The organism is Pseudomonas sp. H1_D04 (genome assembly GCF_054683855.1).
The window spans coordinates 266,844-282,977 of record NZ_CP162826.1 but is presented as its reverse complement, the minus strand read 5'-3'; the positions used below and the strand labels follow the sequence as shown (position 1 = coordinate 282,977).

Annotated in this window: 13 protein-coding genes; 9 read left to right on the top strand and 4 right to left on the bottom strand. The window is 58.1% G+C overall.

Annotation, left to right across the window (positions count from 1 at the left end):
* Positions 1–166: 166 nt before the first annotated feature.
* Both AB4N82_RS01345 and AB4N82_RS01340 read right to left on the bottom strand, forming a co-directional pair.
* Complete coding sequence (locus AB4N82_RS01345; protein ID WP_032889141.1) at positions 167–955, bottom strand: MlaA family lipoprotein; 789 nt, start codon at positions 953–955, stop codon at positions 167–169.
* Complete coding sequence (locus AB4N82_RS01340) at positions 948–2,246, bottom strand: serine/threonine protein kinase (RefSeq protein ID WP_032889143.1); 1,299 nt, start codon at positions 2,244–2,246, stop codon at positions 948–950. Before AB4N82_RS01340 ends, AB4N82_RS01345 begins: the two co-directional genes overlap by 8 nt.
* A gap of 236 nt (positions 2,247–2,482) precedes the next feature.
* Between AB4N82_RS01340 and AB4N82_RS01335 the strand changes: the two genes are divergently transcribed.
* A complete protein-coding gene (locus AB4N82_RS01335) occupies positions 2,483–2,851 on the top strand; it encodes a hypothetical protein (protein ID WP_032889146.1) in 369 nt (122 codons plus the stop codon).
* 80 nt (positions 2,852–2,931) lie between these two features.
* On the opposite strand, the gene AB4N82_RS01330 is transcribed toward AB4N82_RS01335, so the two are convergent.
* Positions 2,932–4,485 carry a glycoside hydrolase family 17 protein gene (locus tag AB4N82_RS01330; RefSeq protein WP_122752715.1) on the bottom strand — a complete coding sequence of 518 codons (1,554 nt, stop codon included), beginning with the start codon at positions 4,483–4,485 and terminating at the stop codon, positions 2,932–2,934.
* 332 nt (positions 4,486–4,817) lie between these two features.
* Here AB4N82_RS01330 and AB4N82_RS01325 point away from each other — a divergent pair, with 332 nt between their 5' ends.
* The 3 genes from AB4N82_RS01325 (at position 4,818) to AB4N82_RS01315 (ending at position 7,898) form a co-directional block, all read left to right on the top strand.
* Positions 4,818–5,669 (top strand): glycine betaine ABC transporter substrate-binding protein, encoded by an 852-nt coding sequence (locus AB4N82_RS01325; protein ID WP_032889150.1) that lies wholly within the window; start codon positions 4,818–4,820, stop codon positions 5,667–5,669.
* 262 nt (positions 5,670–5,931) lie between these two features.
* Positions 5,932–6,243, top strand: a complete 312-nt coding sequence (locus AB4N82_RS01320) for a DUF485 domain-containing protein (protein WP_027607054.1) — start codon at positions 5,932–5,934, stop codon at positions 6,241–6,243.
* A complete protein-coding gene (locus tag AB4N82_RS01315) occupies positions 6,240–7,898 on the top strand; it encodes a cation acetate symporter (RefSeq protein WP_095184254.1) in 1,659 nt (552 codons plus the stop codon). The genes AB4N82_RS01320 and AB4N82_RS01315 overlap by 4 nt, the downstream gene beginning before the upstream one ends.
* A gap of 241 nt (positions 7,899–8,139) precedes the next feature.
* Here AB4N82_RS01315 and gltA read toward each other — a convergent pair whose 3' ends face one another.
* Positions 8,140–9,429, bottom strand: a complete 1,290-nt coding sequence (gltA, locus tag AB4N82_RS01310; protein ID WP_032889154.1) for a citrate synthase — start codon at positions 9,427–9,429, stop codon at positions 8,140–8,142.
* Positions 9,430–9,793: 364 nt separating this feature from the next.
* On the opposite strand from gltA, the gene sdhC reads away from it, so the two are divergent.
* The 5 genes from sdhC to AB4N82_RS01285 all read left to right on the top strand — a co-directional run bounded on the left by sdhC (position 9,794) and on the right by AB4N82_RS01285 (position 16,115).
* Entirely contained in the window at positions 9,794–10,168 is a 375-nt protein-coding gene (sdhC, locus tag AB4N82_RS01305; protein ID WP_016979564.1) for a succinate dehydrogenase, cytochrome b556 subunit, read from the top strand.
* Positions 10,162–10,530, top strand: a complete 369-nt coding sequence (gene sdhD / locus AB4N82_RS01300) for a succinate dehydrogenase, hydrophobic membrane anchor protein (protein WP_032889156.1) — start codon at positions 10,162–10,164, stop codon at positions 10,528–10,530. Before sdhC ends, sdhD begins: the two co-directional genes overlap by 7 nt.
* A gap of 3 nt (positions 10,531–10,533) precedes the next feature.
* On the top strand, positions 10,534–12,306 hold the full coding sequence (gene sdhA / locus AB4N82_RS01295) for a succinate dehydrogenase flavoprotein subunit (protein ID WP_032889157.1): 1,773 nt from the start codon (positions 10,534–10,536) through the stop codon (positions 12,304–12,306).
* Positions 12,307–12,317: 11 nt separating this feature from the next.
* Entirely contained in the window at positions 12,318–13,022 is a 705-nt protein-coding gene (locus tag AB4N82_RS01290) for a succinate dehydrogenase iron-sulfur subunit (protein WP_003172807.1), read from the top strand.
* Between the two features lie 261 nt (positions 13,023–13,283).
* The gene (locus AB4N82_RS01285) at positions 13,284–16,115 is read left to right on the top strand and encodes a 2-oxoglutarate dehydrogenase E1 component (protein ID WP_032889159.1); all 2,832 of its coding nucleotides are present in this window, start codon (positions 13,284–13,286) and stop codon (positions 16,113–16,115) included.
* Positions 16,116–16,134 lie beyond the last annotated feature (19 nt).

The following is a 16,134-nucleotide window of genomic DNA, read 5'->3' as shown; positions in this document are numbered from 1 at the left end:
CAGGCGTTAACTGAACCTGAGAGGCACACTCTTAGTATTGAGTTTTTCCCCAGGGATAGTTCCCGGGCAAAGTGTGCGTGCTCTGTGGGAGGTTGCTTGAGTCTGTTGTGCGAAAAAAAAGGCCATCCAGATTGCCTGGATGGCCTTTTAATTAAGCTAGAGGTGATTACTCGGCAATCTGCAACTTGCGCGATTCCGTGTAGATATACCGCACCTTCTCATACTCGAACGGCGAGTTCATCTGACCATAACGGAAGCTGGTCTGATAACGCTTGTCCACCGCGCGCAGGGCCCAGATTTCCGGGTGGTTGGAGCTGACTTCCGAGACGTTCAGGAAGTTGATCTGCGATTCCGCGGTGTAGTCCACCAGCAAGCCGCCGGTGTCGCGCAAGTTCGATGGGCCGAAGATCGGCAGTACCAAATACGCCCCGCCGGGGACGCCGTAGAAGCCCAGGGTCTGGCCGAAGTCTTCGCTCTGGCGCGGTAGGCCCATGGCGGTGGCCGGGTCCCACAGGCCGGCGATGCCGACGGTGGTGTTGAGCAGCAGGCGGCCAGTGGTTTCCAGGGAGCGGTGCCCTTTGAGTTGGAGCAAGCTGTTCAACAGGTTGGGCACGTCGCCCAGGTTGTTGAAGAAGTTGCTCACGCCGGTGCGCAGGAAGCTCGGGGTCACGTATTTGTAGCCGTCGACCACGGGCAGGAACACCCATTGGTCGAAGCGGTAGTTGAAGTGGTACACGCGGCGGTTCCACGATTCGAGCGGGTCATACACGTTGAGGGCGTTGACGGACGAGCGTTCAAACTCGCGCTGGTCCAGACCCGGGTTGAATTTAAGTTTGCTTAACGGCTCTTTGAAACCGTCGGAATCCACCACGACCGGCGCGTGAGCCTTGCTGTTGTCGGCATTGGCTACGCCCGCGCACATCAGGGCGGCGAGCAGCAGAAGATATTTAGCCACGGAAGAACTCCAGCATGGCGTCGGCGTTGACGCGGTAATTGAGGTTGCCGCAGTGGCCGCCCAGTGGGTAGACGGTCAAGCGATCGCCGAAGGTTTTACGCAGGAAACCAAGGTCGCCCGGGCCGAGGATTACGTCGTCGGCGTTGTGCATGACGGCGATTTTCGGGCTGGCGTGCAGGTAGTCCTTGAGGGCGTACAGGCTGACCTGGTCAACCAGTTGCAACAGGCTGCCGCCATCGGAACGGGCGCGCCACATCGGGATTACCTGTTCGGTGAGGTAGCAGTCGAAATCGCATTGCAGTGCACGCTTGAGGAACGGCGTAAGGCTGGTGCCTTCGGTGATCGGGTACTTCGGTGGGATGATCAGGCCGCGGCGGTTGATCAGGTCCGAGGTAAAGGCAATGTCGGCCGCCGAAAAGCGGAACGACGTGCCAATCAGCATGGCCATCTGTTCGTTGGTCAAGTGCTGCTTGGATTGCTGGAAGTCGTAGAGCAGGGCGTCGTTGAGGTCGATATAGCCCTTTTGCTGGAAGTAGCGAGTCAGCTTGTTCAGCACCAGTTCATAGAAGGTGGTGGTGTTGTTGATGCCCTTGACCTCGGTCTGTACCAGCTTGTCGAGGTTAGTGATCGAGGTATAGAGGTTGACCGGCGGGTTGAGCAGCAGCACTTTCTTGAAGTTAAAGCTGCGGCGGGTCTCGTCCAGTTTGCTGACGAACGCTGCATCCAGGGCGCCGAGACTGTAGCCGGTGAGGTAGAAGTCGGTCACTGGCAGCGAGGCGTTTTGCGCACGCACGGCTTGCATCACGCGGTACATGTCTTCGGCGTCTTCCTGGGTGATCCCCGGGGTGGCGAAGCGCGAGGCGGCACTGATGAAGTCAAAGCTGGTAGGCGACGACAGTTGCACTACGTGATAGCCGGCTTGGTAATACAGTTTTTTCAGGTATTCGTTGATGCTGCTATCGAACCGCGCACCGGTGCCCGCGATCAGGAAGATCAGCGGCGCGGCGCGGTCTTGCTTGGCGATGCGGTAGGTGAGCTTCTTCACCGCCCAGAAGTTGTCCGGCAGGCTGAACTCGCGCTCTGGGCGCATGTTCAGGGTGTAGTCGGACTGGTTGATTTCGCTATCACTCGGCAATGTCGGCCGAAGGTCAGGCGGAGTGGTGGCGATGGTCGCTTCGAACGGGTTGGTCAAAGGGTAGCCATAGCTGGCTTGGTCGATATCGACCGCCAGTGCTGACGCACTCAAAAAAAGGCTGCCCAGTAAGGCAGCACAGCGCAAGGAACGGAGCATGACTTAATCCCTAAGAGGAAACGTGCTTAATGAAGTTCGCAGGCTATGACCACCGCGTTGCCACCGAAGTGCCAGCTCTCGGCACGAAAAGTCGGAAAATAACGTCGGAATCGGGGTAATAGTAGCGAGACGATACACTTTGCCATGCATTAGTGAACACTAATTGTGTGTATGCACCTTGCTAACGACCGCTGGCGCATTAAGCTGAGCGCCGTTTTTGCCTATCGGAGTCCTCCATGTCCCGCCGCTTGCCCTTGATTCTGCTGCTTATTGCCCTGCCGTTATGGCTGGCTGCCAGTTACGGCGCACGTTACGGCTTTATGGAAGATGGCCAGTGGGTCGGCATCTGTGCCGACGAGGCCAGCCGCTGGGAATGCCAGGTGCGTTCGAACCTGGGCTTGATGATTCACTTTAAGGTGCTGGGCTGGGCCGCACTGGTGACCTCGGTGCTGGCGTTTTTCGTGCCGGGTCGCGTGGGCTGGGGATTGGCAGTGCTGGGGCTGGTGTTCGGGTTCCCGGCCCTGGCGTTGTACAACACCACGTTTGCGGTGTTTGCACTGGTGATTGCGGGGTTGCGGTTGGTCAGGCAGCCGCGGGGCGCCTGATAAGGCCAATCGAGGGCAAACCCCCTCCCACCTTTGGAATGCGTTCTCATGTGGGAGGGGGCTTGCCCCCGATAGCGGTGTTACGCCTTGCGCATCCGCAAGCACCGCCACAAAGCCACAACCATCAACCCACTGACCACCGCCCAACCCCACGCCTGCTGGTTCAGCAAGCCTTCACGGTATAGTTGCGGCGCAATGCCGGCACCGATGATAAAGGTCAAGAGTGCAATCTCCCGGCGTGGCCCGGTCACCGGACGAACCAGATACACCAACGCCGGCAGTAGCAGCGCCGCACTCGGGAAACTGCGGTAGCGTGGGTCAAACACCAGCGCCAGCATCATCACCGCACCGGCAAAGCCGGCGATTGCCACCAGCCAGCCCGCACGCTGTTCCAGCCAATTGAAGGCCCGCTCGCGCCAACCTTCCCGAGTGCTCAATGCCAGTGCTGCATGAGCCAATACCAGCAAGTTGAGCGTCATCAACAACGCCGCCCACACCCACTCATCATTAAATCGCGCAGTCACGCGGGTCAGTTCGGCCCAGGTTCCGATAGAGCAGGCCGCCACTGCGCCGAGCAGCGGCAGGGCCATGGCGGCGCGACTGCTGCGAACGCGACCACCGAGCACCAACGTCCCGAGCAGGATGACACCACCCACCCCCAACCACAGCGGCCAGTACGGCACGTTAGTCACCGGGCCGGCGAGGATGCCCTTTTCCTGGCGATCAGCATCGAACAAGCCCCAGTAGCCGCCTACCGCACCTTCGCTGGCACGTTTCCACGGCTGGTCAAACGCTTCGATCAGGTTGTAGCGCCAGCCATTGGCTTCGGCCATCGCCACAAAACCACGCATGAACTTGGCTTCATTGACTCGGCTCGGCACGGCTGTTTCACGCTGGCGACCCTCGCTGGGCCAGCCGGTTTCGCCGATCAGCACGTCCTTGGGCGCGAACTTGTTGCCGAAGGTCTGACGCACATCGCCCACGTGCTTGAGGGCCTGGTCGATGCTCGAAGGATCATCTTCCCAGTAGGGCAGTAGGTGAATGGTCAGGAAATCCACCGCCGGGGCGATTTCCGGGTGTTGCAGCCAGAACTCCCAGACATCGGCGTAAGTCACCGGTTGTTTGATCTGGCTTTTGACTGTCTGGATCAGCTTCACCAACTGCGCGGCGGTGACTTCCTTGCGCAACAGCGCTTCGTTGCCGACGATCACCGAGGTCACCACGTCCGGGTTGGCGTTTGCCGCTGCGATCAACTCGTCGATTTCTTTTTCGGTGGCCACCGGATCACTGCTGACCCAAGCGCCGGCCATCACCTTGAGGCCATGTTTGCGCGCCATGCCTGGCAGGGCTTCCAGGCCGGTCATGGAGTAAGTGCGGATGCATTCGAATCGGGTGGCCAGTAGGGCCAGGTCGGCGTCCATCCGCTCGGGGCGTAGTTTGAACGGCTGGTCGAACGGGGATTGGTCTTTGTCGAACGGCGTGTAGGACGCGCATTGCAGTTTATGGCTGGCACTGGCGACATCCGGCAACACCACCGGACGGCCGAGGCCATACCAATAGCCGACCAGGGCCAGCAGGCCGAGGATCAGGGCGAAGAAATAGGGCAGGGCAGGGAAGCGGGCGTTCGCGGGCATGGTCGGCTTATCTGGGGGAGCAAAGGCGCGCATCTTACCCGGATTTGCCCTCTCCCAGTGGGGCTGCATAATTTTGACATGCAAAGTTCGGGCGGAATATTGACGCCATGTTCCAGGAAACGTCCTGCTGGCGATGTGATGTCGTTTCTTGCTTGCATAAGGTCGCTGACAGAGCAGGTCGACGGCTTCTGCGGGTTGATGATCAGGGTGTCAGTACTCAACTGATGTCGCAGCCACCGGATCGATGCGCGTGAACGGGGCGCGGTGCACTACATAACAACAGGTTGACGTCGCTCGGCATCCGTCGGGCGCAGCACTTTCGGGGAAGTACGATGAAGATGCGACGACTCTTGGGCGCAGCTGCCACTCTGGTAGTTGCGATGAGCTCCACACTGGCCAGCGCCGACAGCAAAACCCTGAGCATCGGCTACGTTGATGGTTGGTCGGACAGCGTTGCCACCACCCACGTGGCGGCAGAAGTGATCAAACAAAAGCTCGGTTATGACGTGAAACTGCAGGCGGTTGCCACCGGCATCATGTGGCAGGGCGTGGCGACCGGCAAACTCGATGCCATGCTTTCCGCCTGGCTGCCCGTGACTCACGGTGAATACTGGACCAAGAACAAGGACAAGGTGGTCGATTACGGCCCCAACTTCAAGGATGCGAAAATCGGCCTGATCGTGCCGGAGTACGTCAAGGCCAAGTCCATCGAAGACCTCAAGACCGACACCACCTTCAAGAACAAAATCGTTGGTATCGACGCCGGTTCAGGCGTGATGCTCAAGACCGACGAAGCGATCAAGGCCTACGGTCTGGACTACAAACTGCAGGCCAGCTCGGGCGCAGCAATGATCGCCGAACTGACCCGTGCCGAAGACAAACAGGAATCCATTGCGGTCACCGGTTGGGTGCCGCACTGGATGTTCGCCAAGTGGAAACTGCGTTTCCTGGAAGATCCAAAAGGGATTTATGGTGCTGCTGAAACCGTCAACAGCATCGGTAGCAAGGGCCTGGAGAAGAAAGCGCCGGAAGTCGCGGCCTTCCTGAAGAAATTCCAGTGGGCCTCCAAGGACGAAATCGGCGAAGTCATGTTGGCTATCCAAGAAGGTGCCAAGCCTGATGCAGCGGCCAAGGACTGGGTCGCCAAGCACCCTGAGCGTGTAGCCGAGTGGACCGGTAAATAACCCCCCAATGCCTTGATACAACCCCTGTGGGAGGGGGCTTGCTCCCGATTGCGGTGTGTCAGTCGTCAATGATCTGACTGGCTCGCCGCGATCGGGAGCGAGCCCTCTCCCACATTATTTTCGTCATCCGCAAATGTTTCTTTGCCCTCCCAATCCCTCGCTACACTTCCTCTAATACTAAGGTCGTCTGGAACCTGTTCCGCAGCCGCATACAGTGGCTATGTTCCAATAATAAAAAAGCTGTGCTGCGAGGATAAAAACAATGAACGACAGCATTTACCTCTCGATTCAAAACAGCCCTCGTTTCAAGGAGCTGGTGAGAAAAAGGGAAAGGTTCGCCTGGATTCTCTCGGCGATCATGCTAGGGCTTTACTCCGGATTCATCCTGTTGATCGCCTACGGGCCACAAGTGCTAGGGGCCAAACTGAGCCCTGGTTCATCTATTACGTGGGGTATCCCTATTGGGGTCGGGCTGATTGTCTCGGCCTTTGTCCTCACCGGCATCTACGTACGACGCGCCAACGGCGAATTCGACGACCTGAACAATGCGATTCTCAAGGAGGCTGCGCAATGATCCGTCGTCTATTGGCTGTATTCGGCGCTTCGGTCTTCGCGCCCGCTGTGTGGGCGGCGGATGCATTGACCGGTGAGGTGCACAAACAACCGCTGAATATCGCAGCGATCCTGATGTTCGTGGCCTTTGTCGGCGCGACGTTGTGCATCACCTACTGGGCGTCCAAGCGTAACAACTCGGCGGCCGACTATTACGCGGCCGGCGGCAAGATCACCGGTTTCCAGAATGGCTTGGCGATTGCCGGCGACTATATGTCGGCCGCGTCCTTCCTGGGTATTTCCGCGCTGGTGTTCACCTCTGGCTACGATGGCCTGATCTACTCGATCGGCTTCCTGGTGGGCTGGCCGATCATTCTGTTCCTGATCGCCGAGCGCCTGCGTAACCTGGGCAAGTACACCTTTGCTGACGTAGCGTCCTACCGCCTCGGCCAAACCCAGATCCGCAGCCTGTCGGCCTGTGGCTCCCTGGTGGTGGTGGCGTTTTACCTGATCGCTCAGATGGTGGGTGCGGGCAAGCTGATCCAACTGCTGTTCGGTCTGGACTACCACGTAGCAGTGATCCTGGTCGGTATCCTGATGTGCATGTACGTGCTGTTTGGCGGCATGTTGGCGACGACTTGGGTACAGATCATCAAGGCAGTGCTGCTGCTGTCCGGTGCCTCGTTCATGGCGCTGATGGTGATGAAGCACGTCAACTTCGACTTCAACATGCTGTTCTCCGAGGCAATCAAGGTTCACCCTAAAGGTGAAGCGATCATGAGCCCCGGCGGCCTGGTGAAGGACCCGATCTCCGCGTTCTCCCTTGGCTTGGCACTGATGTTCGGTACCGCCGGCCTGCCGCACATCCTGATGCGCTTCTTCACCGTAAGCGACGCCAAGGAAGCGCGTAAGAGCGTGCTGTATGCCACTGGCTTCATCGGCTACTTCTATATCCTGACCTTTATCATCGGCTTCGGCGCGATCCTGCTGGTCAGCACCAACCCGGCGTTCAAGGATGCTGCAGGCGCTCTGTTGGGCGGTAACAACATGGCGGCGGTGCACCTGGCTAACGCGGTGGGCGGCAGTATCTTCCTGGGCTTTATCTCGGCCGTGGCCTTCGCCACCATCCTCGCGGTAGTGGCCGGCTTGACCCTGGCCGGTGCTTCGGCGGTGTCCCATGACCTGTACGCCAGCGTGATCAAGAAAGGCAAGGCCAACGAAAAGGATGAGATTCGCGTGTCGAAGATCACCACCATCGCCCTCGCAGTGTTGGCGATCGGCCTGGGCATCCTGTTCGAAAGCCAGAACATTGCGTTCATGGTCGGCCTGGCGTTCTCGATTGCGGCCAGCTGTAACTTCCCGGTGTTGCTGCTTTCCATGTACTGGAAAAACCTCACCACCCGTGGCGCCATGATCGGTGGCTGGTTGGGCTTGATCAGCGCCGTTGGCCTGATGGTGCTGGGTCCGACCATCTGGGTCTCAATCCTGCATCATGAAAAAGCCATCTTCCCGTACGAATACCCAGCGCTGTTCTCGATGATCATCGCGTTTGTGGGTATCTGGTTCTTCTCCATCACCGACAAGTCGGCGGCGGCAGAGAAAGAGCGTGCGCTGTACTTCCCGCAGTTTGTGCGTTCGCAGACTGGCCTGGGGGCGAGTGGGGCGGTTAACCACTAAGGTTGAAGCTGGATAAGGAAATGCCCCGGTCGAAAGGCCGGGGCATTTTTTTGTCTGGAGGTTATGAGGTGCTTGTGCCAATGCCATCGGGGGCAAGCCTCCTCCTGCAGTTAACCGAGTGCATCATTTGGAATGCACTTCAATGTGGGAGGTGGCTTGCCCCTGATGGTGGTAGATCAGTCGACACAAATAAAAACGGCCTCCACTGAGGGAGGCCGTTTTCGGTGCTGCTAAAAGGTGCTTACTTGCGATCTTCCAGCTTGGAGATGTCACGCGACTCGTAGCCGGTGTACAGCTGGCGCGGACGGCCAATCTTGTACGGGCTGGAGAGCATTTCTTTCCAGTGGGAGATCCAGCCCACGGTGCGGGCCAGGGCGAAGATTACGGTGAACATGCTGGTTGGAATGCCGATCGCCTTGAGGATGATCCCCGAGTAGAAGTCGACGTTCGGGTACAGCGAGCGTTCGATGAAGTATGGGTCGGTCAGGGCGATCTCTTCCAGGCGCATGGCCAGTTCGAGTTGCGGATCGTTCTTGATGCCCAGTTCCTTCAATACTTCGTCGCAGGTCTGCTTCATCACGGTCGCGCGCGGGTCGCGGTTCTTGTAGACCCGGTGACCGAAGCCCATCAACTTGAACGGATCGTTCTTGTCTTTGGCCTTGGCGATGAACTTGTCGATGTTGGACACATCGCCGATTTCATCGAGCATGGTCAATACGGCTTCGTTCGCACCGCCGTGGGCAGGGCCCCACAGTGCGGCGATACCGGCGGCGATACAGGCGAACGGGTTGGCACCCGAAGAGCCTGCCAGGCGTACGGTGGACGTCGAGGCGTTTTGCTCGTGGTCGGCGTGGAGGATGAAGATCCGGTCCATGGCCTTGGCGAGTACCGGGCTGATCGGTTTGATCTCGCACGGGGTGTTGAACATCATGTGCAGGAAGTTTTCCGCGTACGTCAGGTCGTTGCGCGGGTACATCATGGGTTGACCCATGGAGTACTTGTAAACCATTGCGGCCAGAGTCGGCATCTTGGCAACCAGGCGGATCGCGGAGATTTCGCGATGCTGCGGGTTATTGATGTCGAGGGAGTCGTGATAGAAGGCTGACAGGGCGCCAACCACACCGCACATGACGGCCATCGGATGGGCGTCGCGACGGAAGCCGTTGAAGAAGGTCTTCAACTGCTCGTGAACCATGGTGTGGTTCTTTACAGTGCTGACGAACTGGGCTTTTTGCTCGGCTGTTGGCAGTTCGCCATTTAGCAGCAGGTAGCAGGTTTCCAGGTAGTCCGACTTTTCAGCCAGTTGCTCGATCGGGTAGCCCCGATGCAGCAGAATGCCATTGTCGCCGTCGATATAGGTGATCTTCGACTCGCAAGAGGCGGTCGACATGAAGCCTGGGTCGAAAGTGAAACGGCCCGTGGCCGTCAGGCCCCGTACGTCGATAACATCGGGACCAACGGTGCCGGTTAAAATGGGCAGCTCGACGGGGGCTGCGCCCTCGATGATCAACTGCGCTTTTTTGTCAGCCATGTGGCCTCCTATTTATGCTTCAAATCATCAGACAGACCCCCCACGCAGGGCCCGCACCACTATAGTGAGATAAATTCAGATGTCAATTTGCCTAAAGTCTTGCTCCAGAAGGCTTTAACCGTACTTTTTCCTCGAAATTGACTGCCGTTTACGCCTTTTATCTCGCCAGCGCAATCCGCTATTAGGGTGAGGAGCGCGCGTTGTCATTAGTAACCTAACTGTCTATACTCGGCCACCGACCGCCAAGGGCTTTTGGGCTTGCTTTCATTGGGGGTCGCACTCCCTGGGTGGTGCTTACCTGACCAGTGCACTCCCCAACAACTTTGCCCTGATTGTTAGGGGCTCTTCAGTGTGAAAAAAAGCCGTGAATAGCCAACGACCTGTAAACCTAGACCTAAGGACCATCAAACTCCCCATCACCGGCGTTACGTCGTTCCTGCACCGTGTTTCCGGCATCATCCTGTTCCTGGGCTTGGGCATCATGCTTTATGCATTGAGCAAATCCCTGGGTTCCGAGGAAGGTTACGCCGAGGTGAAGGCATGCTTGACCAGCCCGCTGGCCAAGTTCGTAGCATGGGGCCTCCTGTCCGCTCTGCTTTATCACCTGGTAGCCGGTGTGCGCCACTTGATCATGGATGCGGGTATCGGTGAGACGCTGGAAGGCGGCCGCCTGGGCTCGAAAATCATCATCGCCATTTCCGTGGTGCTGATCGTTCTGGCAGGAGTTTGGATATGGTAACCAGCGTTACGAACCTTTCGCGTTCAGGCCTCTATGACTGGATGGCACAGCGTGTGTCTGCGGTCGTTCTCGCGGCTTATTTCATTTTCCTGATCGGATACCTCGTCGCAAATCCGGGCATCGGCTATGAGCAATGGCACGGCCTGTTTTCCCACAATGCGATGCGAATCTTCAGCCTGCTGGCCCTTGTAGCCCTGGGCGCTCACGCCTGGGTTGGCATGTGGACCATTGCGACTGACTACTTGACGCCTATGGCGCTGGGCAAGTCCGCAACCGCAGTCCGTTTCCTCTTCCAGGCAGTATGCGGCATTGCGATGTTCGCTTACTTCGTCTGGGGTGTGCAGATTCTTTGGGGTATCTGATTCATGGCTAACATTCCAACTATTTCCTTCGACGCCATCATTATTGGTGGCGGCGGTGCTGGCATGCGCGCAGCGCTGCAGCTGGCCCAGGGTGGTCACAAGACTGCCGTGATCACCAAGGTGTTCCCGACCCGCTCCCACACCGTATCGGCCCAGGGTGGCATCACCTGCGCCATCGCTTCCGCCGATCCAAACGATGACTGGCGCTGGCACATGTACGATACCGTCAAGGGTTCCGACTACATCGGTGACCAGGACGCTATCGAATACATGTGCCAGGAAGGTCCGGCAGCGGTGTTCGAGCTGGACCACATGGGCCTGCCGTTCTCCCGTACCGAGCAAGGTCGTATCTACCAGCGTCCATTCGGCGGTCAGTCGAAGGATTACGGTAAAGGTGGCCAAGCTGCCCGTACTTGCGCTGCGTCCGACCGTACCGGTCATGCGCTGCTGCACACCCTTTATCAGGGCAACCTGAAAGCTGGCACCACGTTCCTGAACGAGTACTACGCGGTTGACCTGGTGAAGAACGCCGACGGTGCATTTGTTGGTGTTATCGCCATCTGCATCGAGACCGGTGAAACCACCTACATCCGTGCCAAGGCTACTGTTCTGGCAACTGGCGGTGCAGGCCGTATCTACGCGTCGACCACTAATGCCCTGATCAACACCGGTGACGGCGTTGGCATGGCACTGCGTGCTGGCGTGCCGGTGCAAGACATCGAAATGTGGCAGTTCCACCCGACCGGCATCGCCGGCGCCGGTGTACTGGTGACTGAAGGTTGCCGTGGTGAAGGTGGTTACCTGATCAACAAGCACGGCGAGCGTTTCATGGAGCGTTATGCTCCGAACGCGAAAGACCTCGCGGGTCGTGACGTTGTAGCCCGCTCCATGGTTAAAGAGATCATCGCCGGTAACGGCTGTGGCCCGAATGGCGACCACGTTCTGCTGAAGCTCGATCACCTGGGTGAAGAAGTACTGCACAGCCGCCTGCCAGGTATCTGTGAACTGTCCAAGACCTTTGCCCACGTTGACCCAGTGGTTGCTCCGGTTCCGGTTGTTCCAACCTGCCACTACATGATGGGCGGTGTTCCGACCAACATTCATGGCCAGGCGATCACCCAGAACGCCGACGGCGTTGACGAGATCATCCACGGTCTGTTCGCAGTAGGCGAAGTGGCTTGCGTATCGGTACACGGTGCCAACCGTCTGGGCGGCAACTCGCTGCTCGACCTGGTGGTATTCGGTCGCGCGGCCGGCCTGCACCTGGAAAAAGCGCTGACCGACGGCATCGAATACGATGACGCTACCGACGCTAACATCGAGGCTGCCTTGGCCCGCCTGAACGCTCTGAACGAGCGCACTGATGGCGAAGACGTGGCAACTCTGCGTCGTGAGCTGCAAAGCTGCATGCAGAACTACTTCGGCGTATTCCGTACCGGCGAATACATGCAGAAGGGTATTGCCCAGCTGGCCGATCTGCGCAAGCGCATCGCCAACGTCAAGATCAACGATAAGAGCCAGGCGTTCAACACCGCTCGTATCGAAGCCCTTGAACTGCAAAACCTGCTGGAAGTGGCTGAAGCGACTGCGATCGCCGCCGAGGTTCGTAAAGAATCCCGTGGTGCTCACGCTCGTGAAGACTTTGAAGACCGCGATGACGAAAACTGGTTGTGCCACACCCTGTACTTCCCGGGTGACAAGCGCGTAACCAAGCGTGCCGTGAACTTCTCGCCGAAGACGGTTCCGACGTTTGAACCGAAGATTCGGACTTACTAAGGGTGGCTGCCATGTTGAAAGTCAGTGTTTACCGCTACAACCCTGATCAGGACGCTGCGCCGTTCATGCAGGAGTTCCAGGTCGATACCGGTGGTAAAGACCTGATGGTGCTGGATGTATTGGCACTGATCAAAGAGCAGGACGAGGGTTTCTCCTATCGTCGCTCTTGCCGTGAAGGTGTTTGCGGTTCCGACGGCATGAACATCAACGGCAAAAACGGCCTGGCGTGCATCACGCCGCTGTCCGCCGTTGTTAAAGGCAACAAGCTGATCGTTCGTCCTCTACCAGGTTTGCCGGTTATCCGTGACCTGGTCGTCGATATGAGCATCTTCTACAAGCAATACGAGAAAGTTAAGCCGTTCCTGCAGAACGACACGCCGGCTCCGGCCATCGAGCGTCTGCAGTCCCCTGAAGAGCGTGAAAAGCTCGACGGTCTGTACGAGTGCATCCTGTGCGCTTGCTGCTCGACCTCGTGCCCGTCCTTCTGGTGGAACCCGGACAAGTTCCTGGGTCCAGCTGCCCTGCTGCAAGCGTATCGCTTCCTGGCAGACAGCCGTGACACCAAGACATCCGAGCGTCTGGCTTCGCTGGATGACCCGTTCAGCGTATTCCGCTGCCGCGGGATCATGAACTGCGTCAACGTATGTCCCAAAGGCCTGAACCCGACTAAGGCCATTGGTCACATCCGTAACATGCTGCTCCAAAGCGGCGTGTAACTGACGTTGTAACAAAGCAGGACCGTTGTGCCCGTAAATGCTGCGGCGCAGGCTTCAACCGGCGCCGTAGTTTTAACTTGAGCAGCGACTTACAAAGCCGCGGCTCTTATTTTGAAGAAATGAGACAAGCAGGGGCATTCGGGTTGGTACCCGAACTATCAGCGTGATCCTAAGTGGCTTGTTTTGGTCGCTGCACTTGGCCTTTTGCAAGCAAACTCGGTGTTTCCGCCGGTGGTGTCCCCAAATCGAGGGTGACCAAGCATGCAAGAAAGCGTGATGCAGCGCATGTGGAACAGCGGCTATCTTTCAGGTGGTAACGCTGCCTATGTGGAAGAGCTTTATGAGCTCTACCTGCACGACCCTAACGCTGTGCCAGAAGAATGGCGCACCAAATTTCAGACGTTGTCTTCAGACGGCAACGCTGCCACCGATGTATCGCACGCAACGATTCGCGATCAGTTTGTGCTGCTGGCAAAGAACCAGCGCCGCGCCCAACCGGTTTCCGCCGGTAGCGTGAGCAGTGAGCATGAGAAGAAGCAAGTTGAAGTACTGCGACTGATCCAGGCCTACCGGATGCGTGGCCACCAGGCGGCCCAGCTTGACCCGCTGGGGCTCTGGCAGCGTCCTGCACCTGCTGACCTGTCGATCAATCATTACGGCTTGACCAATGCCGATCTTGATACGACCTTCCGTGCCGGCGACCTGTTCATCGGCAAAGAGGAAGCGAGCCTACGCGAAATTCACGAAGCGTTGCAGCAGACATATTGCCGCACCATCGGCGCTGAGTTCACGCACATCACCGATTCAGAGCAACGCCACTGGTTCCAGCATCGCCTGGAAGGTGTGCGTGGCCGTCCGGTGCTGTCCGCCGACGTTCGCAGCCACCTGCTTGAGCGCGTGACCGCAGCTGAAGGTTTGGAAAAATACCTGGGCACCAAATACCCAGGCACCAAGCGTTTTGGCCTGGAAGGCGGCGAAAGCCTGATCCCGATGCTCGACGAGCTGATCCAGCGTTCCGGTTCCTACGGTACCAAGGAAATAGTGATCGGCATGGCTCACCGTGGTCGCCTGAACGTGTTGGTCAACACCTTCGGCAAGAACCCGCGTGAACTGTTCGACGAGTTCGAAGGCAAGAAGAAGGTCGAGCTGGGTTCCGGTGACGTTAAATATCACCAGGGCTTCTCTTCCAACGTCATGACCACAGGCGGCGAAGTTCACCTGGCCATGGCCTTCAACCCATCCCACCTGGAAATCGTTTCTCCAGTGGTCGAGGGTTCGGTCCGTGCTCGTCAGGATCGTCGTAACGACACCACCGGTGAAAAGGTTCTGCCGATTTCCATCCACGGTGACGCGGCATTCGCCGGTCAAGGCGTGGTACTGGAAACGTTCCAGATGTCGCAGACTCGCGGCTTCAAGACCGGCGGTACCGTTCACATCGTCATCAACAACCAGGTTGGCTTCACCATCAGCAACCCACTGGATGCGCGCTCCACCGAGTACGCCACCGACGTTGCCAAGATGATTCAGGCGCCGATCCTCCATGTGAATGGTGATGATCCGGAAGCTGTGCTGTTCGTGACCCAACTGGCCGTCGACTATCGCATGCAGTTCAAGCGTGACGTGGTGATCGACCTGGTTTGCTACCGCCGTCGCGGTCACAACGAAGCTGACGAACCAAGCGGCACCCAGCCGTTGATGTACCAGCAGATCACCAAGCAGCGCACCACACGTGAGCTGTATGCCGAAAGCCTGACGAAGGCCGGTATTGTTGATGATGCGCGTGTTCAGGCGAAGATCGATGAATACCGCAACGCGCTGGACAATGGTCTGCACGTAGTAAAAAGCCTGGTCAAAGAGCCGAACAAAGAGCTGTTCGTTGACTGGCGTCCGTACCTGGGTCACACCTGGACGGCGCGTCACGACACCTCGTTCGATCTGAAGACCCTGCAGGAACTGTCCGCCAAGCTGCTGGAAATCCCGGATGGTTTCGTGGTGCAGCGTCAGGTTGCGAAGATCTACGAAGACCGTCAGAAGATGCAAGCCGGCGGCCTGCCGATCAACTGGGGCTATGCCGAAACCATGGCGTACGCGACCCTGGCGTTTGAAGGTCACCCGATCCGCATGACCGGCCAGGACATCGGCCGTGGTACGTTCTCGCACCGTCATGCGGTATTGCACAACCAGAAAGACGCGGGCACCTACATCCCGTTGCAGAACCTGTACGAAGGCCAGCCGCGTTTCGACCTGTACGATTCGTTCCTGTCCGAAGAAGCCGTACTGGCGTTCGAATACGGTTACTCGACCACCACGCCGCAGGCGCTGGTGATCTGGGAAGCCCAGTTCGGCGACTTCGCCAACGGTGCCCAGGTGGTTATCGACCAGTTCATCACCAGCGGCGAGCACAAGTGGGGCCGTCTGTGCGGTCTGACCATGCTGCTGCCACACGGTTATGAAGGTCAGGGTCCGGAGCACTCCTCGGCCCGTCTGGAGCGTTACCTGCAGCTGTGCGCCGAGCACAACATCCAGGTGTGCGTGCCGACTACTCCGGCGCAGATCTACCACTTGCTGCGTCGTCAGGTGATCCGCCCGCTGCGCAAACCTCTGGTAGTGCTGACCCCGAAATCGCTGCTGCGTCACAAATTGGCCATCTCTACCCTGGAAGATCTGGCGGATGGTTCGTTCCAGACCGTGATTCCAGAGATCGATACGCTGGACGCGGCCAAGGTCACTCGCCTGATCCTGTGCAGCGGCAAGGTCTACTACGACCTGCTGGAAAAACGTCGTGCCGAGGGCCGCGAAGACATCGCCATCGTACGTATCGAACAGCTTTACCCGTTCCCGGAAGATGACCTCATGGAGATCATCGCGCCTTACACCAACCTCACTAATGTTGTGTGGTGTCAGGAAGAACCGATGAACCAGGGCGCTTGGTACAGCAGCCAGCATCACCTGCGTCGCAGTATCGGCAACCACAACAAGGCCTTGGGCCTGGAGTACGCCGGTCGTGATGCTTCTGCTGCACCTGCTTGTGGTTATGCGTCGATGCACGCCGAGCAGCAGGAAAAACTGCTGCAAGATGCTTTCACTGTTTAACGCCTTCGCGCTGACTGAA

Bases quoted from the DNA above. Each gene is read 5' to 3' on its own strand.
- AB4N82_RS01340 (WP_032889143.1), bottom strand. From the start codon at position 2,246: ATGCTCCGTTCCTTGCGCTGTGCTGCCTTACTGGGCAGCCTTTTTTTG.
- AB4N82_RS01335 (WP_032889146.1), top strand. From the start codon at position 2,483: ATGTCCCGCCGCTTGCCCTTGATTCTGCTGCTTATTGCCCTGCCGTTA.
- AB4N82_RS01330 (WP_122752715.1), bottom strand. From the start codon at position 4,485: ATGCCCGCGAACGCCCGCTTCCCTGCCCTGCCCTATTTCTTCGCCCTG.
- AB4N82_RS01325 (WP_032889150.1), top strand. From the start codon at position 4,818: ATGAAGATGCGACGACTCTTGGGCGCAGCTGCCACTCTGGTAGTTGCG.
- AB4N82_RS01320 (WP_027607054.1), top strand. From the start codon at position 5,932: ATGAACGACAGCATTTACCTCTCGATTCAAAACAGCCCTCGTTTCAAG.
- AB4N82_RS01315 (WP_095184254.1), top strand. From the start codon at position 6,240: ATGATCCGTCGTCTATTGGCTGTATTCGGCGCTTCGGTCTTCGCGCCC.
- gltA (WP_032889154.1), bottom strand. From the start codon at position 9,429: ATGGCTGACAAAAAAGCGCAGTTGATCATCGAGGGCGCAGCCCCCGTC.
- sdhD (WP_032889156.1), top strand. From the start codon at position 10,162: ATGGTAACCAGCGTTACGAACCTTTCGCGTTCAGGCCTCTATGACTGG.
- sdhA (WP_032889157.1), top strand. From the start codon at position 10,534: ATGGCTAACATTCCAACTATTTCCTTCGACGCCATCATTATTGGTGGC.
- AB4N82_RS01290 (WP_003172807.1), top strand. From the start codon at position 12,318: ATGTTGAAAGTCAGTGTTTACCGCTACAACCCTGATCAGGACGCTGCG.
- AB4N82_RS01285 (WP_032889159.1), top strand. From the start codon at position 13,284: ATGCAAGAAAGCGTGATGCAGCGCATGTGGAACAGCGGCTATCTTTCA.